This window comes from Streptomyces sp. NPDC049970 (assembly GCF_040660235.1).
In the GTDB taxonomy this organism is placed as follows: Bacteria; Actinomycetota; Actinomycetes; order Streptomycetales; family Streptomycetaceae; genus Streptomyces.
Window position 1 is genome coordinate 18,577 of record NZ_JBFALP010000009.1, and the last position, 22,411, is coordinate 40,987.

A 22,411-nucleotide genomic window follows, 5' to 3' on the forward strand; every position below is an offset into this window, starting at 1 on the left:
AACGTGCAGGGAACGCGCAGGGACACGCAGGGACAGGCCGGAGCAAGAAGGAGCAGGCCGCACACGGGCCGCACAGGCCGGAACAGGCCATGGCTGACTGACCGTCACGCCGGTCAGCCGCCCGGCGTGACGGCGCCTCCTCCCTCGGCGAACGCTCGCCCGTCGGACGGGACAGGCCGAGAGCCGACCCGCCGAGCCAATCGGCCACTCCGCCCGCCGAGGGTTCGGCGGCAGCAGCGCCGGCCTCGCGCCCGACGACGGCACCGACCACGCAGCCGAATGCTTGATTTTGTTCGTAACACCGTTCTTTCAAGCATCTATTGACACGCAACTGGCGTCACAGCCAGAGTCGTGTCCGCCAGTGCTGCCGGTCACCCATCGAGGAGCGTCTCGCCATGCCCAAGATCCCCGCCGTCTCACGCCGCTTGCTGCTCGGAGGAACTCTGGCCACGGGAGCAGTCGCCACCGGGCTCGGATCAGCCACCGGCGCGACCGCGGCCACGGGCGCCGCGCCGTCGGTGGCGGCGGCCGGGACCCCCGGGCGCCGCCCCGGCCAGAAGTCGATGATCAACGTGCCGTTCGAGGCGTACAAGACCGTCCGGGTCGGCGTGATCGGCCTGGGCAACCGGGGCTCCGGCATGACCACGGGCTGGTCCGTCATCCCCGGCTGCGTCGTGACGGCGGTCTGCGACATACGGGCCGACCGTGCCGCACGCACGGCCGAGGGCCTGGTGGCCGACGGCAAGCCCCGCCCCGCGGAGTACGGCGGGTCGGCGGACGCGTACGCCAAGATGCTGCGGCGCGACGACATCGACCTCGTCTACATCGCCACGCCGTGGGAGTTCCACTACGAACAGGGCAAGGCCGCACTCCTGGCCGGGAAGCACGTCGTCGTCGAGCTGCCCATCGCGACCGAGGTCAGCCAGCTGTGGGATCTCGTGGACACCTCGGAGCGCACCCGCCGGAACCTGATGCTGTCGGAGAACTGCAGCTACGGCCGCAACGAGCTGGCCATGCTCAAGATGGCGCACGAGGGCCTGTTCGGCGATGTCACCAACGGCCACGGCGGTTACCTGCACGACCTGCGCGAGCTGCTCTTCTCGGACACGTACTACACGGACGCCTGGCGCAGGCGCTGGCACACCCGCAGCACCGCGTCCTTCTACGCCATGCACGGCCTGGCGCCGATCGCGGCGGCCATGGACATCAACCGGGGCGACCGCATGACGACGCTCAAGGCCACCGCCACCGCGCCGAAGGGGCTGGCCGACTACCGGGAGCGCTTCGTGCCGAAGTCGCACCCGTCGTGGCGCGAGACCTACATCAACGGCGACCTGGTCAGCTGTGCGATCGAGACGGCCAACGGCAGGACCATCAGGGCCGAGCACGACGTGAGTTCGCCCCGTCCGTACAGCCGCATCAACTCGCTCGCCGGCAGCCGCGGCATCTTCGAGGACTACGCCGGCACGTCGGCGACCGGGGGGCGCATCTACGTCGAGCCCGACCACGGCGGCCACTCCTGGCGGGACTTCGACACGTACCTCAAGGAGTTCGACCACTGGCTGTGGAAGGAGCTCGGCGACGAGGCGGAGAACGGCGGCCACGGCGGCATGGACTACATCCTGCAGTGGCGCACGGTGCAGCTGATGCGCGCGGGTCTCGTGCCGGACATCGACGTGTACGACTCGGCGTCCTGGTGCGCACCGGTCCCCCTGAGTGTCATGTCCCTGGCGGACAAGGGGCGCCCGGTAGCCGTACCGGACTTCACCCGGGGCAGCTGGGTGAACCTCCGCTCCGGCCTCGACTCACGCAACACGGACATGCCGCCGGTCTCCTGACCCCCGTCGGCCGCCCGGGTGGCCTGTCGCACCGCCCCTCCCCCTCCCGAAGGAGCAAGCAATGAGATCAGCACGACGGATCGGTCCGCTCAGAACCCTGGCCGTGGCCCTCGCGTCGGTCGGCGCGGCCGTCCTCGTCCCCGCGCAGGCGACGGCCGCCACCCCGGAGGCGCCGGCGGTGACCACCCAGGTGAGCGTCTCCTCCGTGGACCTGGACGGGCCGGCCATCTCCACCGTGCAGGTCACCGTCGTGAACTCCGGTCCGCAGCGGCTCCGTTCACTCCAGGTCGCGTTCGCCGGGCCGAAGGGCTGGGCCGTCCAGCCCGCCGTACGCAGCGTGGACGGCTCCCTCGCGGCAGGCGGGTCGGCCGAGGCGTCGTTCCGGATCCAGGTCCCGGAGAAGCGCGCCGGATTCGTCATCCGTACGTTCACCGCCACCGCGACGTACAAGGGCGGGGACGGCCGGGGCACGGCCACCGGCATCCGCACGGAACGCTCCGGGTCCCCGCTGGCGAACCTGGCGGCGGCGTACAACAACGTGGCCGTCACCGACGAGTCCGCGACCGCGCCGGGCGACTACGACGGCGAGGGCAACAGCTTCTCCGCACAGAAGCTCGCGGCGGTGGGCCTGACCCCAGGGGCGAAGGTGGAGGCGCTGGGCGCGGAGCTGACCTGGCCCGACGTGGCGCCCGGCACCAAGGACAACGTGGCGAGTTCGGGCCAGGCGGTGAGCCTCACGGGGAAGGGCGGCAGGCTCGTCCTCCTCGGCTCGGGCGTGTCGAGCGGTGCGGTGGGCAGCGCGAGCGTCCACTACACGGACGGCACCTCCACCACCGGGGCCTTCGGTTTCCCCAACTGGTCCTTCGACCCGGCCGACGCGCACGGCGCGACGCTGGTGAAGTCGACGGACGGGCGCAACCGCCCGGACGGATACGGCAACGCCACGGTGGAGTACCGGGTGTTCGCCCACTCCATCCCGCTCGACCCGGACAGGACGGTCGACTTCGTGGTCCTGCCGGCGAACGCGAACATCCACGTCTTCGACATGGCCACAGCGCCGTGACGGTGTGACAGCGGGCTGAGGGCGGGGCTGTTCCGCCGCACCGCGGCTCCCGGTACGGAATGGCAGACCGATCCGTACCGGGACAGCCCTTGGGCGGCGGGAATCCCGGCGCCGGCCCCCTCCCCGTCGGCCGCCACCCGGATCGCGGCACCCGCGAACCCGGCCGCCCACGCCGTTCGAGCCCGCACGGCACCCCCGCGGGCGCGTCAGTCGTCGATCAGGGTCCGGCGCAGGAGGGGGAGCAGGCGGTCCCAGTGGCGTTGCAGGCCCGAGGGGTCGAAGGCGTCCGTGTCGGACATCGTGAAGCCGTGGACGGTGCCGGGGTAGATCTCGGAGGTGTGGTCGACACCTGCGGCACCCAGGGCCTGGGCGAGTTCGCTGGTGGACTCGGGCGTCATGTCACCCTCGGCCAGGCCGAGATGGACCTGGGCGGTGAGTTCGGGGAAGACGCGGTGAGGGCTGTCGGGCGCTTCGGTGACCAGGGAGACGGGGTGGAATCCGGCGACGGCTGCCACCTGGCCGGGGTGGGCGGCGGCGGTGCGCATCGCCAGTGCGGCGCCCAGGCAGTACCCGATCGTGGCGACGGGTCCGGCGGCGACCTCGGGCTGGGCGGTGAGGAACCGGAGGTAGGCGTCGGCGTCGCGCAGGACGCGCTCGGTGGTGTGCGCCTGGACGAAGGGCAGCAGCCGCTCCACGACCGCGGGGCGGGCCTCGTGTCCGATGTGCTCGGGAAGTTCGACCACCGGTGCCGGACCGTGCCGGTAGTAGAGGTTGGGGACGAGTACGTAGTACCCGTGCCCGGCCAGCTCTCGGGCTCGATCCTCCAACTCGGGCCGCACACCGAAGACATCGGTGTACAGCAGGACCCCGGGGCAGCGCTCGCCGTGGTCGGGGTAGGCGGCGAAGGCGTCGGCCTGGCCGTCCGTCGTGGGGATCCGCAGTGTCCTTGTGGGCAAGATGTTCCCTTCCTTGAGTTCGCCCGGAGAACGTTAGCCGTCCTGCGGCGCAGCCCCCGGTGAGCGCTCCGCACCGTGTACCCCCCGGCGGCAAGGACAGACGGTCCGGGCAGGGTGAGAAAAGTTCCGTCCCCTCTCTTGACCCCCGTTCCCGGCGCGCGCACAGTACTCGTCAATGCGTATCACTAATACGCATTAACGAGCTGGAGGGCAGTGGTGGAGGAACCCACGAAGCGGGTCAGGCGCGGCCGGGCACCCGCACCCGCCGGGCGCACCGGGCGTCCGCGTCAGGCCGAGGTCGCACGGCTCGCGGGGGTCTCGCAGGCGACGGTCTCCCTGGTGCTGGCCGGGAAGAAGCAGGGCCCGGCCATCTCGCAGGAGACCCGGCAGAACGTACTGGACGCGGCCCGCAGTCTCGGTTACGTACCGGACCCGGCGGCCCGGCGGCTGGCCGCCGCCCGCAACGACCTCCTCGGGGTGTTCAGCTTCACGGCCACCTTCCCCACCGACGTACAGCACTCGTACTACCCGTTCCTGGTCGGCGTGGAGCGGGAGGCCGCCGCACGCGGGTACGACCTGGTGCTCTTCACCGGGTCGAGCACCGGCGGCGCGGGGGCCGACGGTCCGCACGCGCTGAACCGGGCGCGGCTCGCCGACGGCTGCCTCCTGCTCGGCCGACACGCACCGGTGGACGAACTGCGCAGGCTCGTGGAGGACGGGTTCCCCGTGGTCCACCTGGGCCGCAGGGACGAGCCGGAGGGCCTCGCCTGGGTCGGCGCCGACTACGTCAGCGCCGGCCGCGAGGTCGTCCGGCAGTTGGCGTCGCTCGGGCACCGCCGCATGGTGCTGGTGCGCGAGGACGACGAGGCTCCCGCGTCCACCGACCGTGAACAGGGCTTCCTGGAGGGGCTCCGGGCCGCGGGGCTCCCCGCCGGAGCCGAGACGGTGTTCCGCAGCGCCGACCCCGCGCGGACGCTCACGCCGGAGCGGCTGCGGCAGTGGCTGGGCGAGGGCGTCACCGCGTTCGTGGCCGAGGAGACCGACAGCGGCGCGGCCTGGCGGGCGTTGAGCACGGCTGCCCGCGAGGCCGGCCTGGACTGCCCCCGCGACCTCTCCCTGGCGCTCCTCGGCAGTCCGCCGCCGGACCTCGCCGACGCACCGGAACCCACTGGATTCGACATCCCCCGGGCACAGTTGGGCGCGGAGGCCGTACGCCTGCTCGCCGCGCTGGTCGCCGGGGAGGACGTCCCGGAACGGCTGGTGACGCTGGTGGCCTGCGCGTACCGGCCCGGTACCACGTCGGGGGCACCGCCCGGCGCGCTCCAGGACCCGGACTGAGCTCCCACCACGTCCCCTACGTCCCGGACTCCGGCGCACCGGGGCCGCGTCACGCTCCGGCCACCCACAGCGCCACCGCACGGCACCACCCCGCACACCGCACAAGGAGAACCGTGATCCCCGAACCGGACATCCTCATCGTCGGCGCCGGCCTGGGCGGCGTGGCCGCCGCGCTCGCCGCCTGCCGAGCCGGCCGGACCGTCGTCCTCACCGAGGAGACCGACTGGATCGGTGGCCAGCTCACCTCGCAGGCCGTCCCTCCGGACGAGCACCCCTGGGTCGAGCAGTTCGGCACGACCGCCACCTACCGCGCACTGCGCGAGGGCATCCGGGACTACTACCGCCAGTGGTATCCGATGCGTTCCGAGGCGCTCGCGCTGACCGGTCTCAACCCGGGGGCCGGCCGGGTCAGCAAGCTCTGCCACGAGCCGCGCGTCGCCCTCGCCGTCCTGGAGGGCATGATCGCTCCCCACAGGTCGTCGGGCAGGCTGACACTGCTGACCGAGCACCGGGCGGTCTCCGCCGAGTCGGACAACGATGTCATCGGGCCGGTCACCGTGGAGAGCCTTCGCGACGGCACCCGTACGACGATCCGGGCGAAGTACGTCATCGACGCCACGGAGACCGGTGAACTCCTCGAACTCGGCGGCGTGGAGCACGCGATCGGCGCCGAGTCGCGCGCCGAGTTCGGGGAGCCGCACGCCCCCGAGGAGGCGCAGCCCCTCAACCAGCAGGGCATCACCGTCTGCTTCGCCCTCTCCCACCACGAGGGCGAGAACCACGTCATCGACCGGCCCGCCGACTACGACTTCTGGCGCTCCTACCGGCCGGACTTCTGGCCGGGCCCGCTCCTGGGCTTCCTCGCCCCGGACCCGCGTTCGCTCGAAGCCGTTCCCCGTACGTTCGTGCCGAACCCGGAGATCGATCCGCTCGCCGTCAACGCCGACCAGAGCGCCGACGCGGGCGACAAGGAGCTGTGGGGCTTCCGACGCATCCTCGCCCGCGGCCTGCACCGGCCCGGCGCCTTCGACTCCGACGTCACACTGGTCAACTGGCCTCTGAACGACTACTGGTTGAAGCCGCTGATCGGCGGCGGCCCGGAGACCTCGACTCAGGCGGTCGCGGAGGCACGGCAGTTGTCGCTCTCGGTCCTCTACTGGCTCCAGACCGAGGCCCCCCGCGAGGACGGCGGGACCGGCTTCCCCGGTCTGCGGCTGCGCCCCGACATCACGGGCACGGCCGACGGCCTCGCCAAGGCGCCGTACGTCCGGGAGTCGCGGCGGATCAAGGCCGTCACCACCGTCGTCGAACAGGACGTGGCGATCGACGCCGTCGGCCCCTACGGGCGGACGGTGTACCGGGACTCGGTGGGCGTCGGCAACTACCGCATCGACCTGCACCCCTCCACCGGCGGCGACAACTACGTCGACGTCGGCTCGGTGCCCTTCGAGATCCCGCTCGGCGCTCTCGTGCCGCGCCGGGTCCGCAACCTGCTCCCCGCGGGCAAGAACATCGGCACGACGCACATCACCAACGGCTGCTACCGGCTCCACCCGGTGGAGTGGAACATCGGCGAGGTGGCCGGCGCCCTGGCCGCGCACTGCGTGTCGGAGGAGGTCGGACCCCACCAGGTCCAGGCCGAGGACAAGCGCTTCGAGGAGTTCGCCCTGGTGCTCGACAGGGACGGGGTGCAGCGCCACTGGCCTGACGTACGCGGCTACTGAGCGGACCGGGAAGGGCGACGACGCCCGTCACGGCCACCGCACCGTGCTCCACCACGCTCCATCACGCGGAAACGCCGGGTGGGACAGCGGCAACTGTCCCACCCGGCCCGCCCGCGCACCGCCAACCCGCACAAGGAGGTGCCCAACCATGACCACTCACCGCATACGCGTCGGCATCGACGTGGGCGGAACCTTCACCGACGCCGTGGCAGTCGACGCCACGACCCTGGAGCTCCTGGGACAGGTGAAGGTCCCCACCAGCCACCATCACGAGGACGGTGTGGCCCACGGCATCGTGGAAGCACTCGACCGTCTGCTGGCAGAGACCGGCCGCGCACCCGAGGACGTCGCCTTCCTCGCGCACGGCACCACCCAGGCTACCAACGCCCTGCTGGAGGGCGACGTCGCCACCGTCGGGCTGATCGGGATCGGCGGCGGCCCGGCCGCCGTCCTCACCCGCCGGCTGGCCTCGCTCGGCAAGCTCGAACTCACCCCGGGCAAGAGGCTTCCGCTCGTCTACGCCCATGTCGGCGACCCGGACGACGCGGTGTCGGTCGGGCGCGCCGCCGACTCCCTGGCCAGCGACGGCGCCCAGGTGCTCGTCGCCACCGAACCGTTCGCCGTGGACCGGCCGGAGGGGGAACGGGCCGTCGTGGAGGCCGCCCGCTCCACCGGGCTGCCGCTGACCGCCGCGCACGAGATCACCTCCCTGTACGGGCTGCACAAACGCACCCGTACCGCCGTGGTCAACGCGGCGATCCTGCCGCGCATGCTCGCCACCGCCGATCTCGTCGACGCCTCCATCACCAAGGCCGGAGTCGGCGCGCCGCTGATGGTCATGCGCTGCGACGGCGGCGTGATGTCGCTGGACGAGATGCGGCGCAGACCGCTGCTGACCGTGCTGTCGGGCCCGGCGGCGGGTGTGGCGGGCGCGCTGATGCGGGAGCGGATCAGCGAGGGCGTCTTCCTGGAGACCGGCGGCACCTCGACCGACATCAGCGTCGTACGGCGCGGCAAGGTGGCCGTCCGGCACGCGACGATCCTGGGCAAGACGTCCTACCTCAACGCGCTGGACGTGCGCACGGTCGGTGTGGGCGGCGGTTCCATGGTGCGGATCCAGGGCGGCAGGGTCATCGGAGTCGGACCCCGCAGCGCCCACATCGCCGGTCTGCCGTACGCGTGTTACGCCTCGGCGGAGGACCTGCGGGACGCGACGCTCACCACCGTGCGGCCGATGGCGGGCGACCCGGACGACTACGCGGTCCTCGACGCGGCGGGCGGGCGCTTCGCGATCACCATGACGTGTGCGGCGAACGCCCTGGGCCGGGTGCCCGAGGGCGACTTCGCCCGCAGCGACCAGGGGGTCGCCAGGGCCGCGCTCGCACCGCTCGCCGAGGCACTCGGCGTGGACACCGCGGCCGCCGCGACCCGGCTGCTCGACGCGGGGACGGCGCAGGTCAGGTCGGTCGTCGACACGATGATCCGGGACTACCGCCTGGACAAGGAGACGGCGCTGCTCGTCGGTGGCGGCGGCGGAGCCGCGTCCGTGACTCCGCACCTCGCGGCGGTCAGCGGCCTGGAGGGGCGCATCGCCGAGCACAGTGAGGTGATCAGCCCCATCGGCGTCGCGCTCGCCCTGGTGCGGGAGCAGGTCGAGCGGATCATCCCGGGCGCGGGCCAGGAACAGATCCTGGCCGTACGGGCCGAGGCGGAGGCCGCCGTCGTCGCACAGGGCGCCGCAGCCGACGGGGTCGAGGTCGAGGTCACCGTCGACCCGCAGACGAGCACCGTACGGGCCGTGGCCACCGGTGCCACCGAACTGCGCACCCAGGACCGGGCGCACCGCGCGGACGAGGCGGAGCGGCTGCGCACCGCGGCGGCCAGTCTCCGGACGGATCCGTCACGGGTCACGGTCCTCGCGGGCACGGCCGCCCACACGGTGTACGGGACCGAGATCAGACGCACCCTGCGCACCACCCGGCACCCGGTGCGGATCGTCGACGCCGACGGGGTGATCCGCCTGCACGTCTCCGACGCGCGGGTGGAGACCACCCGGGTCGCCGAGGCGCCCGAGGTGCTGGCCCGACTGGTACGCGAGACCACTTCGTACGGCGACGGCGGGGTCCGCGCCCCGGCCGTCCGGCTGCTGCTGGGCTCCCGGATCGCGGACCTGTCGGGCGTCCTGGACCCGCAGCCGCTGCTGGCGCTCGCCCGCGGCGAACTCAGCTCCCGCGCCGCCGACGAACCGGTCGTCGCCGTACTGGAGGTGCGGACATGAGCACCGCCGGAGGTACGCGCGTGAGCCGGGCCCGGGCGACGAGTGCGCGCCGCACCGGGCTCGGTGAGGTGACCACGCCCGAGGCGGCCACGCGGGAGGCGGACGACGACCTCGGCCACGCGGTGCGGCTGCTGGCCGCGACACCCACCCACGAGGCCCGCGATCCGGAGTTGCTGCGCCACTGGGCGCGTACGGCGGAGGCGTTCGGTTCGGCGCTGGCCCCGGCGGCGTGCCGGGCCAGGATCACCGAGCGCTCCGACGGGCTGGAGCGCGGTCTGCTGGCCCGCTACACCTCGCGGCCCGCACCGACCGTGGAGCTCTTCACCGACACGCTCGCGGCGGCCGAGGCACTGATCGACGCACGGGGGTGGCGGCACTGGTATCCGCCGGGTTCCGTGCGCGAGGCGGCCCTCGCCCACGAAGCCGTGCACGAACAGCTCCATCACGGCCCGGCGAAGGCCGCGCTGAAGCGTGCCCTGGGCCATGTGGTCCTGCGCGCCGGCCGGTTCCGGCTGTACGGGCACGTGGCGGGCGCGGAGGAGATCGCCGCCCACGCCTACGCCCGAACCGTCTGCGGGCTCGGCCGCAGTCCCCTGCACCTCACGGCCGCGCTTGCCGACGCCGTGCCCCAGAGAGCGGAGTAGCGCCATGGGCGTTGTCATCCTGATCGTCATGGCGGCCGGTGTCGCCGCGATGCTCACCCGTAAGCTCCCCACCGCCTTCGCCCTGGTGCTGCTCGGCGTCGTCATCGCGTTCGTCGCCGGCGCACCGCTCACCGGCAAGGAGAGCGTCCTGGACACGGTCCTCCAGGAGGGCGCTCCGATGCTCGCCTCGACGATGATCGCGGTGCTGCTGGGATCGTGGCTGGGCAGACTCCTCGACGAGACCGGCATCGCCGGGACCATCGTCCGGAAGATCGTGGAGTTCGGCGGCGACCGACCCACCGTGGTGGCGCTCGGCGTCCTGGCCGTGTCCGCGCTGATCGGCACGGTGACGGGTTCGGCGCCCGCCGCGATGCTCGCCGGCATCATCGGGATCCCGGCGATGGTCGCCGTGGGCATCCCGAAGGTCACGGCTGCGGGCACCATCCTCATGGGCATCGCCGTGGGCGTGCCGTTCGAACTGCCCATCTGGCAGTTCTTCTCCACCGCCCTGGACCTGCCCGTGCCGACCGTGCGCGGCTTCATGGTGAAGCTGTTCCCGCTGGCGCTGGTCGCGGCCGTGGCCTTCGTGCTGATCGAGTCCCGCCGCCGGGGCGTCGAGCACGCCTGGTCGCTGAAGACGGCCGCCGACAAGCCGCGTTCACGCCGCGAGCGGCTCGGCGACGCGCCCTGGTACGCCCTGCTCACCCCGGTCGTGCCGCTGGCCCTGGCCCTGGGCTTCGAAGTGCCCATCATCCCGTCGCTACTGGCGGGCGTGCTCTACGCCCTGGTCACCACGACCCGGCCGCGCGAGATGAACAAGCGGCTGCTGCGCACCCTCTACGGCGGGTTCGAGGTCGCGGCGCCGCCCATCGCCCTGTTCATCGCCATCGGCATCCTGCTCGCCGCGGTGAAACTGCCCGGGGCGATCGACGCGCTCGAACCCCTGGTGAAGGCGGTCAGCCCGCAGAACCCGGTGCTGTTCGTGGTGGTCTTCACCGTGCTGGTGCCGCTGTGCCTCTACCGGGGTCCGCTCAACGTCTACGGCCTCGGCGCGGGTATCGCCGGGGTCCTCATCGCGGCCGGCATCTACCCCGCCGTCGCCGTGCTGGGCCTGGCCGCGTCGTACAACCAGGTCTTCGGCGTCTCCGACCCCACCAGCACGCAGACCGTGTGGAGCGCCCAGTACGCGGGCGTCGGCCCGCAGCAGGTCATGGTCCGCACCCTGCCCTACGTGTGGGCGGTCGCCCTGGGCGGCTTCTGCGTCACCGCCGCCACCTATCTCTGACATCCACCTTCCGGGACGGAGTACAGAAATGAACGAGCCGCACGACACACCCCAGCACGGTCCCGACCGCTCCGCGTTCCTCTCGCGCCGCGTCTTCCTCCGCGGTGCGGCGGCCACCGGCACGGTCCTCGCGGTCGGCGCGGGCACGGCGGGGGCCGCCACGGCAGCGCCCGGCGGCTTCCCCGACTACTCGTACGTCAGGACGCTGCTGAAGCCGTCGGACCTCGCGTACAACCCGACCGGCGAGATCATCTTCCCGTGCATCCGGGGCACGGTGGGCCGGGTGAGCGGCGCACTCGGACGGTTCCACCTCTACTACGCGCCGCACGACGCGCCCGGCGGCATCTGCCTGGCGTACGGGGACTCGCTGGAGGGCCCGTTCACCGAGTACCCGGACAACCCCGTCGTCGCCAACGACTGGCAGCCGCACTACAAGGTCAGTCACGTCTCCTCCCCCCACGTCATGTGGAACGAGGACGCCAAGGAGATGTGGCTGTACTTCCACGGCGAGAACACCACGACCCGGCTGGCCCGGTCCAAGGACGGCATCCACTTCACGTACGACAAGGTGGTGCTCTCCACCTCGATGATGCCCGCGGGCACGACCGAGACGTCGTACGCCCGGGTGTTCCGCCACGACCTGCCCTCGCGCGGTGCCAGGTACGTGATGCTGTTCATGCTCAACAACACGACCAACCACCGGGACATCGGCTGGGGCTGGTCGGCCGACGGCCGCAACTGGACCTTCGACCAGAAGCCGCTGGTCAAGCACTCGGATGTGGGCGCGGTGAACGTCGGCGGGCCGCACCTGCTCACGCGCGGCGACAGCGCGTACGTCGTCTACAACAAGGACAAGGGCAGCGGCGGGGACCTGCTGATCACCGAGGTAGGCAAGGACTTCTCCCGCCGGAACCACCTGGGCGTGTTCCACGACTCGATGACCGGCTCCCCGGACAACGGCCGTACGGCGGCGCCGAGTTTCGGCACGGAGAACGGTGTGCCGTACATGATCTACGAAGCGGGCGAGCGGCTCCAGGGCGCGATCGCGATGGCGCGGGCGAAGTAGCGACGCCGGGTGCGGCGCCGGGGCGGAAGCCGTCCCGGCGCCGCACCCGTGGCGCGGTGGCTCGCGCGGGCTAAGGACGGCGCGGCAGATCCAGCTCAGCCCGCACGGTCTTCCCGACGGGCAGCCGCTCGTGCACGGACCACCGGTCGGCCAGCGCCTCCACCAGGAGCAGCCCCCGGCCCGATTCCCCTACGTGCCCGGACCGGCCGGTGCCGCCCGGTGCGAGTGAGCACCGCTCACCGCGCGCGTCGGACACCTCGATACGCAGCACGGCCCCGGGGGCCCGGGTCAGCGCCAGCTCGAAGTCCCGACCGGGCACACGCCCGTGGGTCACGGCGTTCGCCGCCAGTTCGGCGACGACCAGGGCAGCCGCGTCGGACAGGTCGCTGCCGAACGGGATGCCCCACAGGTCGAGCTGGAGCACGGCAAGACGCCGGGCGAGCCTGGCTCCGCGCGGGGTGGAGCTGAAGCGCTGGATGAACGTACGGGCATCGCGCGGTGGTCGGCCGTCGGGCACCGTCGGGGTGGCGGGGGTCGTCATGAGAACAACGGTGGACTTGCCCCGCGCGGCTCTCCAGATCAGCGGGCCGTACGGTCCGGGGCCGTACGGCCGTGCCCTCGCGCCCGGCGCCGCGTCTCGCGGCTGGTCAGTGCCTGGGGCTGGACATCAGCGCCCGAGCCACTCAGTCGGGTCCCGGCCACGACGGAACCCGTACGCTGAGTGAGCGTACGGGTACGGAAGGTGGACGCGGTGTGCCGTCGGGACGGACGATGGGCGGATTGCGCGCGACGGGCACGGAGGTGGGCTGATGACGGCGGACAGGTCGCTCGAACCAGGCGGTGTGAGCGAGGTCTGCCCAGCCACGGGCAACGGCGCGGCGGAGCCGGAGGGGTCGGACAGCCTCAAGGCGTTCGGGGAGGTCGTGAAGGCGTTCCGGAAGCGGGCCCGGCTGACGCAGGAGCAGTTCGCGCCCCTGGTGCGGTACTCGGTCCCGACGGTCGCCTCGATCGAGCAGGGGCGCCGCTTCCCGCCGGCGGACTTCGTGGACCGCTCCGAGGACGTCCTGGACGCGTTCGGAACACTGCGGGGTGCCGCGCGGCACCTGTCACGGCGACCGGGACTGGCGAGCTGGTTCCGGCAGTGGGCAGTGCTGGAGGCGGAGGCGGTCAGCCTCTACACGTACGAATGCCGCCTGGTTCCAGGGCTGTTGCAGACCAAGGCGTATGCGAGGCGGCTGTTCGTGAACCAGCTGCCCCCGTTGGGCGACGAACAGATCGAGGCCCAGTTGGCGGCCCGGCTGGATCGGCAGCGGCTGCTGCGGGAGCGACCGAACACGGCTTACAGCTTCATTCTGGAGGAGCACCTGTTCCTGCGGCGTACGGGTGGGACCGACGTGACGCGGGACCTCATCGAACACGTCCTTCGGCTCGCGGAGTTGCGGAACATCGAGATCCAGGTGATGCCGGTGGTCCGGGAGAACCACGCGGGGCTGCACGGTCCTGTACAGCTCCTGGAAACCTCGCACAACCGGTGGCTCGGCTACTGCGAGGGCCAGGAAAGCGGCCAGCTCACAACTGATTCGAAAGTGGTCAGCACGCTCCAGATGCGGTATGCCAGGATGCGGTCACAGGCTCTCTCGTTGGAGGACTCCCTGGGCCTGTTGCGGCAGATGCGAGGAGCGCTATGAACACCCCACGGCTGACCTGGTTCAAGAGCAGCTACAGCAGCGGATCCGGCGACAGCTGCGTCGAGGTGGCAGTGACTCCCGAGGTCGTCCACGTCCGGGACTCGAAGGTCGAACAGAGCCCTCAGCTCGGCCTCTCGCCCACATCGTGGACACGTTTCATCTCGCACGCGGCCCGGTACTGATCGGGCACCCCCCGTGCCGGCTCCGGGCAGCGTGAGCTGCGGCGCCGAACCAGGCGGCCGGATCTAACTTTTCCGCAACGACATCGCCGCTTCGGCCGGGTGGTCAAGTCGGCTCGCCGGGGCGCCCCGTGAGGAGCTTCGCGAGTCCGGCCGGTCGAACCGTCCGACCCGTCGGACCGCTGGTCAAGCAGGGTTCAAAAGCGGTGCTCCAGCACCCGTGGGCGGACCCGTAGGCGTTGGACACCCGAGCGCTTGCGACCGAGTTGGACTGCTCCTGTGCAACTGCTGCGCTTTTTTTTAGGAGATATACCAGTCCGGAGTCACGTGCAACGGCATAAGATCATGCCGCGTCACGGGGTCCCACGTGCCCCGGTAGCCCCGTTTTCCCCCACCCCCAACACATGCCTCAACTGCACCACCTGCGCTGTCCGACCGCCTCTCGACGGCGCCGGACGGCATGCTGTCGCCCCCATCGACACCCCACAACCCGTTAACAGGTAACTGCGTGTCATTGATACTCATCACCGGTTCCGGCAGCGGAGCCGCGCAGTGAAAATCAACCGTCGGCTCGTCCTCCTCGTCACCGCGCCTCTGACCGTCGCCATCACCTTCTCGGTACTGGCTCTCGCGCCCGCGACCAACCAGGCGCTCCAGGCCGACAGACTGACCTCGATGGTCGATGCCGCCACCAGCGCCGGGGAGTTGACCCACCAGCTACAGCGTGAGCGAGCCGCGGCCACCGCCCTCGTCTCCAAACAGGCTGATTCGGAAGCGTTCCGGGTAAGTTCCGACGCGACCGACGAGAGCATCGCCAGATTCCGCGACCGGACCCAGCAGCTCTCCGGGGTACCCGGAAACGCGCGGGGCGCCCTGGACCGCATCGACCGGTTCATCGACGAGATACCCGCGCTCCGCGCCCAGGTGCGCTCGGGCAGCAGCACCATCTCGGCACTCGCCTTCGGCTACCGGATCGTCATCGCCGACCTCAACGGCTACCGCGACGGCATCGCGCAGGCGGACGGTGTCGACGCCGACATCGCGGACCGGATCCGGGCCGCCGCCGCCCTGTCCGAGGCGGCCGAGCACACGGCCCAGCAGCAGGTCACCGTGATGAGGGCGCAGGCCGCGGGCGGCTTCACGACCGCGTCGCAGCGGACGTTCGACGCCGGTCGGCTGGGTTACACCGAGTCGACCGGAGTCATGTTCGATCTCGGCCCCGGCGAGTGGCGGACCTGGCTGGAGCGCACCCTCTCCGGAGCGAAGGCGCTGGAGGCCCGAAGGCTCGAGGACGAGATCGGGCGGACGGGCACGGGCAAGGACATCGAGGTCACTCCGCAGGAGTGGCAGAAGGCGTCCAACGACCGTCAGACGTTGCTGCGTTCGGTGGAACTGCGGATCGACGAGTCCGTCTTCGCCCTGGTCTCCGACGCGCGCACCACTCTGATGTGGACAGCGGGTGCCGAGGTCTCCCTGGTGCTGCTGACCCTGGTCGGCGCCGTCGTCGTCGCGATCCGTCTGGGTCGCGTCATGATCCGGCGGCTCCGCGACCTGCGCAATGCCGCGCACGAGGTCGCCCACACCGGGCTGCCCGCCGTGATGAACGAGCTGTCCCAGCCGGGCGCACTGAGCGGTGCGACGCCCGAACAGGTGGCCCAGCGGACGGGCAACCCGATCACGACCACGGGTGAGGACGAGATCGGCGAGGTCGGCGAGGCGTTCAACGCCGTGCACCACGAGGCCGTCCGCCTCGCCGCTCAGCAGGCCCACATCCACGAGCAGTTCGCGGAGACGCTGGTCGGAGTCGCCCGACGCGGTGCGCAGTTGACCGCCGTCATGGTGTCCGAGCTGGACACGGTCCAGCGCGACGAGGCCGACCCGGTGCGCATGAAGACGCTCTTCGCCCTCGACCACCTCGCCATCCGCATGGAGCGCAACACCAACAACCTTCTGGTGCTGGGCGGTTACGGCAACGCGCGGGTGCGCTCGGCCGATGTCCCCTGCTCCACGGTCATCGTGGCGGCCGCTCAGCAGATCGAGCGGTTCGAGCGGGTGTCCCTCGGAGCCATCGAGTCGGGGATCGGCGTCACCGCCCGCGCGGTGCACGACGTGGCGCACATCCTGGCGGAGCTCCTCGACAACGCGACCCGGTTCTCGCCTCCCGACGCCCAGGTCGGGGTCGCCGTGTGGCGGCTGTGGGACCGGGCCGTCGTGCAGATCGTCGACGAGGGCGTGGGCATCACGCCCGAACGCCGCGCGGTCCACAACGCGGCGCTCCTCGAACCGCAGGCCGGCATCGGCGACGTACGGTCCATGGGTCTGCACGTGGTGGCGCGGCTCGCCGCACGCCACGGCATCGTCGTGGAACTGCGGGACTCGTCCGGCCCCGGCACCATCGCCGAGGTCACGCTGCCGGCGAAGGTACTGGCCCTGGCCCCGCAGGAGACCGCGCCGCCGCAGCCGGGCACGCGCGGAGCGGATCACGCCAGAGTTCCTGGCAACGATGTCAGCTACGAGGCACCCCGGCCGATCACACCTCCGGGACAGGCACCCCGCAGGCAGCCGGCCGGCGCCCGGCCGGACCGCTTCGGCGCACCGGCCGGCACGGACACATGGCCCGGACACGGCAGCGCTCCGGCAGTCGCGGGCTCAGGCCGGGGCGGTGCGGCGGCCGACGGCGGCCACGCCACGGGCAGGCCGGTCGACGTGCCGGGCGCGAGCCGGGGTGGCCACGACCAGGGCATGCCGTCCCGCCAGGACGAGCCGGCGTCGCGCGTCGCCGGAGTCAGCTCCTCGGGCCTGCCGGTGCGGCAGCGCGGGACGACGCAGCAGTGGCCCACCCTGGGCAAGCGGGAGGGCGCCGAGCAGCGTTCCGGCGCGACCGCTCCCAGGCCCTCGCCGCGTCGCCGGGACTCCCGGCAGGTCTCCGACGTCCTGGCCGCCTACGCCCAGGGGATCAACAGGAGCACGAACCACCGTGGTCGCTCCGCCACCGACGACGACACCGAACGGACGAAGAAATGACCACATCCACCGGACTGAGCTGGATCCTGAGCGATTTCGCCGGGCGAATCCCGGAAGTCACCCAGGCGATAGCCGTGTCCGTGGACGGACTCGCGCTCGCTTACACGGGTGTGGAGCGTGACGACGCCGAGCGGCTGGCGGCCATCGCCTCCGGCGTGGTCAACCTGCTCTCCGCCGCTGCCCAGTTGACGAACACCGACCCCGTGGAGCACAGCCTCACCGCGATGGAGGGCGGCTACATGTTCTCGATGGCCGTCTCCAGCGGTGCCTCGTTGCTGGTGACCACGACCAGGGACGCGGACATCGGCGAGGTCAGTTACATGATGTCCGAACTGATCAACCAGGTCGGTGACACTCTGTCACCCCAGGTCCGCTGACCTCCGGGCCGACTCCGTACCCGCCCGCTCCCCCGACCGTCCTGCCCCCTCATGCTCGGACCCTTCTGATGAGAGCCTCCATGTTCTTCGACATATCCAGCCCCCGCCCCCGCAGATTCCGGCCCGCCTGCGCGGCAGCCCTCGCCCTCGGCCTGGCCGCCGTCACCGGTTGCAGCAGCGACAGCGGCTCCGGCGACGACACCGTGAAGGTGGGCCTGGTCGCCTCGCTGTCCGGCACCTACGAGCCGGTCGGCACCGAGCTGCGCGCCGGCTTCGAGCTGTACCTGGACACCCACGACAAGAAGCTGGGCGGACGCAAGGTCGAGCTCATTGTGGCGGACGAGGGCGACGGCCCGCCGACCGCCGTCCCCGCGGCCACCAAGCTGGTCAAGAAGGACAAGGTCGACGTGCTGACCGGCTTCGTCAGCGGCGGTTCGGTCAACGCGGTCATGCCGCTGGTCAGCCAGGCCAAGATCCCCTTCCTGGGGTCGAACGCCCGGCCGCCCGTCAAGGACCTCGAGTACGTGTGGACGACGAGCTTCCTGTCCGACGAGCCCGGCAAGGCCATCGCCCCGTACGTCAAGGCGAAGGTCGACGGTCCGGTCTACGCGATCGGCCCCGACTACCAGGGCGGGTACGACGAGCTGCGCGGCTTCACCGACGAGTTCAAGCGGGTCAAGGGAGAGCTGGCCAACCCCGACGGCAAGACCACCTGGACGCCGTTCCCGAAGACCACCAACTTCATGCCGTACTTCGCCGAGATCGCCAAGACGGACGCCAAGGCGGTGTACTGCTTCTACGCCGGTAAGGCCGCCATCGACTTCGCCAAGCAGTACGCGCAGTCCGACATCGCCGATCTGCCGCTGTACACGGCCTTCGTCACCGAGGGCAGCGTGCTCCAGGCCCAGGGCCCCGCGGCCAAGGACATCTACTCCGTCCTGAACTACGCGGCCGACCTCGACAACGAGGCCAACCGCACCTTCGCCGCCGACTGGACCGCGAAGCACGACACGCAGCCCACCACGTACGCGATGGCGTCGTACGACGCGGCCTCCGTGCTGGACAAGGCCATCGCCGACGCGGCGAAGGACGGCGACGTGACGTCGAAGACCATCAACGAGGCCATCGCGGGTCTGGGCCAGATCGACAGCCCGCGCGGCGCCTGGGAGTTCGGCGACAAGGCGCACTCGCCGGTGCAGACCTGGTACCTGCGCCAGGTGCGCCCGGACGGTGCCCAGCTGGCCAACGTCATGGTCCAGGACCTGGCCACGCTCGGCAGCTGACATGGATCTCCTCGACGCCCACCTCGTCCCGGCGGTGGACGGGGTGGCCTACGGGCTGCTCCTGTTCGTGGTCGCCGCCGGTCTGAGCCTCGCCTTCGGCACCGCGGGCGTGCTGAACCTGTCGCACGGCACGCTGTACGCGATCGGCGCCTACACGGGGGCCGAGCTGAGTGACGGGACCTGGGGCGGGCTGGCCCTCGGGCTGGCCGCCGGGACGGTCGCGGCGGGGGTGGCCGGAGCCGGCCTCTCCGCCGCGACGGCGCCGCTCGCCCGGCGTGGGCATCTCGCGCAAGCGCTGCTGACGTTCGGGCTGGCCCTGGTCGGCGGTGATCTGCTCATCCAGTTCTTCGGAGCGGACGAGCTTCCCGTGCGCGTCCCCGAGGCACTCGACTCCTCCGTGTCCCTGCTGGGCCACCGGTATCCCGCGTACCGTCTCTGCTTCATCGTGATGGCCGTGCTGCTCGCGGCCTTCGGCACCTGGGTGCTGACCCGGACCCGGATGGGTGCCGCGGTACGCGCCGCAGCCGACGATCCGCAGATGCTCGCGACCACCGGCCACAACCCCAGGGCGGTGCACACCGGAGTGCTCGCCGCGGCGGGTGCGCTGGCCGGGGCGGCGGGCGTGCTCGGGGCGCCGATCATCGGTCCCGGCGCCGGCACGTCCGAGACGGTGCTGATGCTGTCCCTCGTGGTGGTCGTACTCGGCGGGCTGCGTTCGCTGTGGGCCACGCTCGCGGCGGCGGTCGCCGTGGGCGAGGTCCAGACGCTCGGCGTCTCGCTGGCGCCGGACCTGGCGCCGTACCTCCTCTTCGCCGCGATGGCGGCGGTGCTGGTGCTGCGCTCCCGCTTCTCGGAACCGGCTGCACCGCACGACTCCGGCGGGCCGTCCCCGGACCCGGTGGACCGGCTTCGCCGTCGGCTCACCGCCCGGTTGCGGCCCCGCCCGCAGGGGACCGGGGGTACGCCGGCGTCGGCACCTCCCGCGGACCCGGCGAAGTCCGCGACGCGGCGGGCGGGTTCGTGGACGGCGCCGGGCAGGAGCGCGCTCGACAGGATCGGTCGGCTCCCGGGCGGGGCCGCGTGGCGGCAGGCCGCTCCGTTGCTCGTCCTGCTCGTGGCCCTGAGCGTGCTGCCGGGGGTGCTCGACCCGTACAGCGTCTCGCTGGCCGGGTCAGCGCTCGCCCTCGGGCTCCTCGCGGTCAGTGTCACCGTCCTCACCGGCTACGCCGGACTGCCCACGCTCGGGCAGACCGCGCCGTTCGCGGTGGGCGCGTACGCCACCGCGAACCTCGCGGAGGCCGGGTGGACCGCGGGTCCCGTCCAGCTCGTCCTCTCGGCGCTCGCGGCCGCGGTCTTCTCCGCGGTGGTCGGGCCCGCCGTGATCCGGGCGCGGGGCACCACCGTCCTGATGATCACGCTCGCCGTCGGTGAGCTGACCGGCGCGGTCGTCAACCAGCTCAAGTCCGTCACGGGCGGCGCCGACGGTCTCGTCGGCTTCCCGGCCACCCAGGCGCTGTGGGGCGGGGAGGGGATGACCGAGGAGAGCGAGCTCTACAACTACGCGCTCGTCGTCGCCGCCGTCGCCGTCGCCGTCACCCTGCTCGTCCTGCGCTCCCCGGCCGGGAAGCTGCTGACCGGCACCAGGGGCGCCGAGGCCCGCATGCGCGCCTCCGGACACCCGGTGGGCCGCTACCTGCTGGTGGCACACGTCTGCGCCGGGGCACTGGCCGGCGTGGGCGGCTCCCTGATGGTCACCGTCCAGCAGTACCTGTCCCCCGCCGACGTCGGGTTCGAGATCGCCGCCTTCGCCCTGCTGGCGGCCGTCATCGGCGGCACGACGTCCGTGATCGGCGCCCTGTCGGGGGCCGGACTCATCGTCATCACCCGCGACTGGGTCGCCGGTGCGTGGCCCGGCCACGGTCCGTTGCTGCTCGGCGTGCTGTTCGTCGCCGCCGTGTACCTGCTGCCCCGAGGCCTGGCGGGCCTGCGCGGCGGATCCGGCAGGGGCGGGCCCGCACCCGGGGGACACCGGCCGGACGGGTCCCCGCCCGACGACCAGACCGCCGGCGCGCCCGCGCCGGCCGCCACCGGGAAGGTCTCGCCATGACGCCCGATCCGAACGCCGCCCCGGCACCCCCGGTACTGGAACTGACCGGTGTCACCCGCAGGTACGGCAGCCTCACCGCAGTCGACGACGTCAGCCTGCGGCTCCCCGCGGGCGCCCGGCACGCGGTCATCGGCCCCAACGGTGCGGGCAAGACCACCCTGCTCAACCTCATCGCGGGCACCGACCGGCCGGACCACGGCACGATCGCCCTCGACGGAGAGGACATCACCCGCACGGCCACTGCCAGGCGCAGCCGCCTGGGTGTGGCGCGCAGTTTCCAACAGCCTTCCGTGATAGCGGACCTGACGGTGCTGGACAACGTCGTACTGGCGGGCTGGCCGCATCACCCGGAGCGCCGCGGCGCGTGGCGCCGGCCGTCCCGCTACCGGCGGCACACCGAGTCCGCGGGCCGTCACCTGGAGGCCGTCGGCCTCGCGGACGTCGCCCACCGGCCCGCCTCCACGCTCTCCCACGGGCAGCGGCGCATGCTCGATCTCGCCGCCGCGCTGGCGGGCGAGCCTCGTCTGCTGTTGCTGGACGAGCCGGCGGCCGGGCTGACCGACGGCGACATCGGCCGTCTCCTCGGCATCGTCGGCGCTCTGCCGGAGAGCGTGGCGGTCATCCTGGTCGAGCACCACGTCGAGGTGGTCGCCCAACTCGCCTCGACGGTGACCGTGTTGACGGCGGGGCGGGTTCTCGTCACCGGCCCGACCCAGGAAGCGCTCGCGCACCCCGAGGTGCGCGACGCGTACCGCGACACCGCTGCGACGCCCTCCGCCGCCGTCGCCGAAGCGAAAGGATGACCGACGCCCCGATGCTCGAACTCACCGGCCTGACCGCGGGTTACCACGGCGGCACCGCTCTGCACGGCCTCGACCTGTCGGTACCCGCCGGCACGGTCCACGCCGTCGTCGGCCACAACGGCGCGGGGAAGACCACCCTCGTCCACACCGTGGCCGGGCTGATGCGTCCGAGCGCGGGTACCGTACGCCTGGACGGCCGGGATGTGACGGGGCAGCCCGCGCACCGGATCGCACGCGCCGGGATCGGCCTCGTGCCGCAGGGCCGCCGGGTGTTCGCCGGGCTCACGGTCGCCGAACACCTGCGGCTGTCCTACCGCCCCTCGCGCGGCGAAGGCTCCACGCGCCCGGGTGCATGGACGCCCGCCCGCGTCCTGGAACTGCTCCCGCGGCTGGGTGAGCGCATGGGCAACCGGGGTGCGGACCTGTCCGGCGGCGAACAGCAGATGCTGGCACTGGCCCGCGCGCTGCTCGGCTCGCCGCGTGTCCTGCTGCTCGACGAGCCGACCGAAGGCCTCGCGCCCGTACTCGTGCGGCAGGTCTACGAGCTGGTGACCGAGCTGGCCGGCGAGGGCATCGCCGTGCTGCTGGTGTGCCCCAGCCCCGCCCAGGCCGTCGAGTGCGCCCGCACGCTCACGGTCCTCACGTCGGGACGGATGACGCTGCGCGTGGACGGCGAGGAGGCCCGCGCGGACGGCACCGCGCTGCACGCCGCACTCGAACTCACGCCGACGGCGGTCTGAGAGGCGAGCGGTAGGAGC

Annotated in this window: 18 protein-coding genes; 16 read left to right on the forward strand and 2 right to left on the reverse strand. The window is 72.1% G+C overall.

From position 1 onward, the window contains the following. The first annotated feature begins 395 nt into the window (after positions 1–395). Complete coding sequence (locus tag AB0I83_RS18045) at positions 396–1,838, forward strand: Gfo/Idh/MocA family oxidoreductase (protein ID WP_363305246.1); 1,443 nt, start codon at positions 396–398, stop codon at positions 1,836–1,838. A 61-nt stretch (positions 1,839–1,899) separates the two neighbouring features. Further along, positions 1,900–2,901, forward strand: coding sequence for an NEW3 domain-containing protein (locus AB0I83_RS18050; RefSeq protein ID WP_363305247.1), 1,002 nt, complete (start codon positions 1,900–1,902; stop codon positions 2,899–2,901). A 206-nt stretch (positions 2,902–3,107) separates the two neighbouring features. Here the strand turns inward: AB0I83_RS18050 and AB0I83_RS18055 are convergent, their stop codons facing one another. Then, positions 3,108–3,857, reverse strand: a complete 750-nt coding sequence (locus AB0I83_RS18055) for a dienelactone hydrolase family protein (protein WP_363305248.1) — start codon at positions 3,855–3,857, stop codon at positions 3,108–3,110. Between the two features lie 216 nt (positions 3,858–4,073). Between AB0I83_RS18055 and AB0I83_RS18060 the strand changes: the two genes are divergently transcribed. From AB0I83_RS18060 to AB0I83_RS18085, 6 genes are all read left to right on the forward strand, one after another. After that, complete coding sequence (locus tag AB0I83_RS18060; RefSeq protein WP_363305249.1) at positions 4,074–5,195, forward strand: LacI family DNA-binding transcriptional regulator; 1,122 nt, start codon at positions 4,074–4,076, stop codon at positions 5,193–5,195. Between the two features lie 113 nt (positions 5,196–5,308). Then, positions 5,309–6,919 (forward strand): FAD-dependent oxidoreductase, encoded by a 1,611-nt coding sequence (locus AB0I83_RS18065; protein ID WP_363305250.1) that lies wholly within the window; start codon positions 5,309–5,311, stop codon positions 6,917–6,919. Positions 6,920–7,067: 148 nt separating this feature from the next. Beyond that, positions 7,068–9,197, forward strand: a complete 2,130-nt coding sequence (locus tag AB0I83_RS18070; RefSeq protein WP_363305251.1) for a hydantoinase/oxoprolinase family protein — start codon at positions 7,068–7,070, stop codon at positions 9,195–9,197. Beyond that, positions 9,194–9,841, forward strand: a complete 648-nt coding sequence (locus AB0I83_RS18075; RefSeq protein ID WP_363305252.1) for a hypothetical protein — start codon at positions 9,194–9,196, stop codon at positions 9,839–9,841. Before AB0I83_RS18070 ends, AB0I83_RS18075 begins: the two co-directional genes overlap by 4 nt. A gap of 4 nt (positions 9,842–9,845) precedes the next feature. After that, entirely contained in the window at positions 9,846–11,126 is a 1,281-nt protein-coding gene (locus AB0I83_RS18080; RefSeq protein WP_363305253.1) for a transporter, read from the forward strand. A gap of 28 nt (positions 11,127–11,154) precedes the next feature. After that, positions 11,155–12,192 (forward strand): hypothetical protein, encoded by a 1,038-nt coding sequence (locus tag AB0I83_RS18085; RefSeq protein WP_363305254.1) that lies wholly within the window; start codon positions 11,155–11,157, stop codon positions 12,190–12,192. A 70-nt stretch (positions 12,193–12,262) separates the two neighbouring features. Here the strand turns inward: AB0I83_RS18085 and AB0I83_RS18090 are convergent, their stop codons facing one another. Then, the gene (locus AB0I83_RS18090; protein ID WP_363305255.1) at positions 12,263–12,733 is read right to left on the reverse strand and encodes an ATP-binding protein; all 471 of its coding nucleotides are present in this window, start codon (positions 12,731–12,733) and stop codon (positions 12,263–12,265) included. 268 nt (positions 12,734–13,001) lie between these two features. Between AB0I83_RS18090 and AB0I83_RS18095 the strand changes: the two genes are divergently transcribed. The 8 genes from AB0I83_RS18095 (at position 13,002) to AB0I83_RS18130 (ending at position 22,393) form a co-directional block, all read left to right on the forward strand. Next, positions 13,002–13,880, forward strand: coding sequence for a helix-turn-helix transcriptional regulator (locus AB0I83_RS18095; protein WP_363305256.1), 879 nt, complete (start codon positions 13,002–13,004; stop codon positions 13,878–13,880). Continuing rightward, positions 13,877–14,062, forward strand: a complete 186-nt coding sequence (locus tag AB0I83_RS18100; protein ID WP_363305257.1) for a DUF397 domain-containing protein — start codon at positions 13,877–13,879, stop codon at positions 14,060–14,062. Before AB0I83_RS18095 ends, AB0I83_RS18100 begins: the two co-directional genes overlap by 4 nt. A 549-nt stretch (positions 14,063–14,611) precedes the next feature. Further along, positions 14,612–17,083 (forward strand): nitrate- and nitrite sensing domain-containing protein, encoded by a 2,472-nt coding sequence (locus tag AB0I83_RS18105; RefSeq protein WP_363305258.1) that lies wholly within the window; start codon positions 14,612–14,614, stop codon positions 17,081–17,083. Next, positions 17,080–17,460, forward strand: a complete 381-nt coding sequence (locus tag AB0I83_RS18110) for a roadblock/LC7 domain-containing protein (RefSeq protein ID WP_356530807.1) — start codon at positions 17,080–17,082, stop codon at positions 17,458–17,460. The genes AB0I83_RS18105 and AB0I83_RS18110 overlap by 4 nt, the downstream gene beginning before the upstream one ends. 80 nt (positions 17,461–17,540) lie before the next feature. Then, positions 17,541–18,743 carry an ABC transporter substrate-binding protein gene (locus tag AB0I83_RS18115; protein WP_356530805.1) on the forward strand — a complete coding sequence of 401 codons (1,203 nt, stop codon included), beginning with the start codon at positions 17,541–17,543 and terminating at the stop codon, positions 18,741–18,743. 1 nt (position 18,744) lies between these two features. Beyond that, on the forward strand, positions 18,745–20,850 hold the full coding sequence (locus AB0I83_RS18120) for an ABC transporter permease (RefSeq protein WP_363305259.1): 2,106 nt from the start codon (positions 18,745–18,747) through the stop codon (positions 20,848–20,850). Then, on the forward strand, positions 20,847–21,653 hold the full coding sequence (locus AB0I83_RS18125; protein WP_363305261.1) for an ABC transporter ATP-binding protein: 807 nt from the start codon (positions 20,847–20,849) through the stop codon (positions 21,651–21,653). Before AB0I83_RS18120 ends, AB0I83_RS18125 begins: the two co-directional genes overlap by 4 nt. A gap of 11 nt (positions 21,654–21,664) precedes the next feature. Continuing rightward, complete coding sequence (locus AB0I83_RS18130) at positions 21,665–22,393, forward strand: ABC transporter ATP-binding protein (RefSeq protein ID WP_356530856.1); 729 nt, start codon at positions 21,665–21,667, stop codon at positions 22,391–22,393. Positions 22,394–22,411 lie beyond the last annotated feature (18 nt).

Coding starts and splice junctions, on each gene's coding strand:
- AB0I83_RS18080 (WP_363305253.1), top strand. CDS start 9,846: ATGGGCGTTGTCATCCTGATCGTCATGGCGGCCGGTGTCGCCGCGATG.
- AB0I83_RS18045 (WP_363305246.1), top strand. CDS start 396: ATGCCCAAGATCCCCGCCGTCTCACGCCGCTTGCTGCTCGGAGGAACT.
- AB0I83_RS18070 (WP_363305251.1), top strand. CDS start 7,068: ATGACCACTCACCGCATACGCGTCGGCATCGACGTGGGCGGAACCTTC.
- AB0I83_RS18125 (WP_363305261.1), top strand. CDS start 20,847: ATGACGCCCGATCCGAACGCCGCCCCGGCACCCCCGGTACTGGAACTG.
- AB0I83_RS18090 (WP_363305255.1), bottom strand. CDS start 12,733: ATGACGACCCCCGCCACCCCGACGGTGCCCGACGGCCGACCACCGCGC.
- AB0I83_RS18075 (WP_363305252.1), top strand. CDS start 9,194: ATGAGCACCGCCGGAGGTACGCGCGTGAGCCGGGCCCGGGCGACGAGT.
- AB0I83_RS18110 (WP_356530807.1), top strand. CDS start 17,080: ATGACCACATCCACCGGACTGAGCTGGATCCTGAGCGATTTCGCCGGG.
- AB0I83_RS18100 (WP_363305257.1), top strand. CDS start 13,877: ATGAACACCCCACGGCTGACCTGGTTCAAGAGCAGCTACAGCAGCGGA.
- AB0I83_RS18085 (WP_363305254.1), top strand. CDS start 11,155: ATGAACGAGCCGCACGACACACCCCAGCACGGTCCCGACCGCTCCGCG.
- AB0I83_RS18095 (WP_363305256.1), top strand. CDS start 13,002: ATGACGGCGGACAGGTCGCTCGAACCAGGCGGTGTGAGCGAGGTCTGC.
- AB0I83_RS18120 (WP_363305259.1), top strand. CDS start 18,745: ATGGATCTCCTCGACGCCCACCTCGTCCCGGCGGTGGACGGGGTGGCC.
- AB0I83_RS18115 (WP_356530805.1), top strand. CDS start 17,541: ATGTTCTTCGACATATCCAGCCCCCGCCCCCGCAGATTCCGGCCCGCC.
- AB0I83_RS18050 (WP_363305247.1), top strand. CDS start 1,900: ATGAGATCAGCACGACGGATCGGTCCGCTCAGAACCCTGGCCGTGGCC.
- AB0I83_RS18130 (WP_356530856.1), top strand. CDS start 21,665: ATGCTCGAACTCACCGGCCTGACCGCGGGTTACCACGGCGGCACCGCT.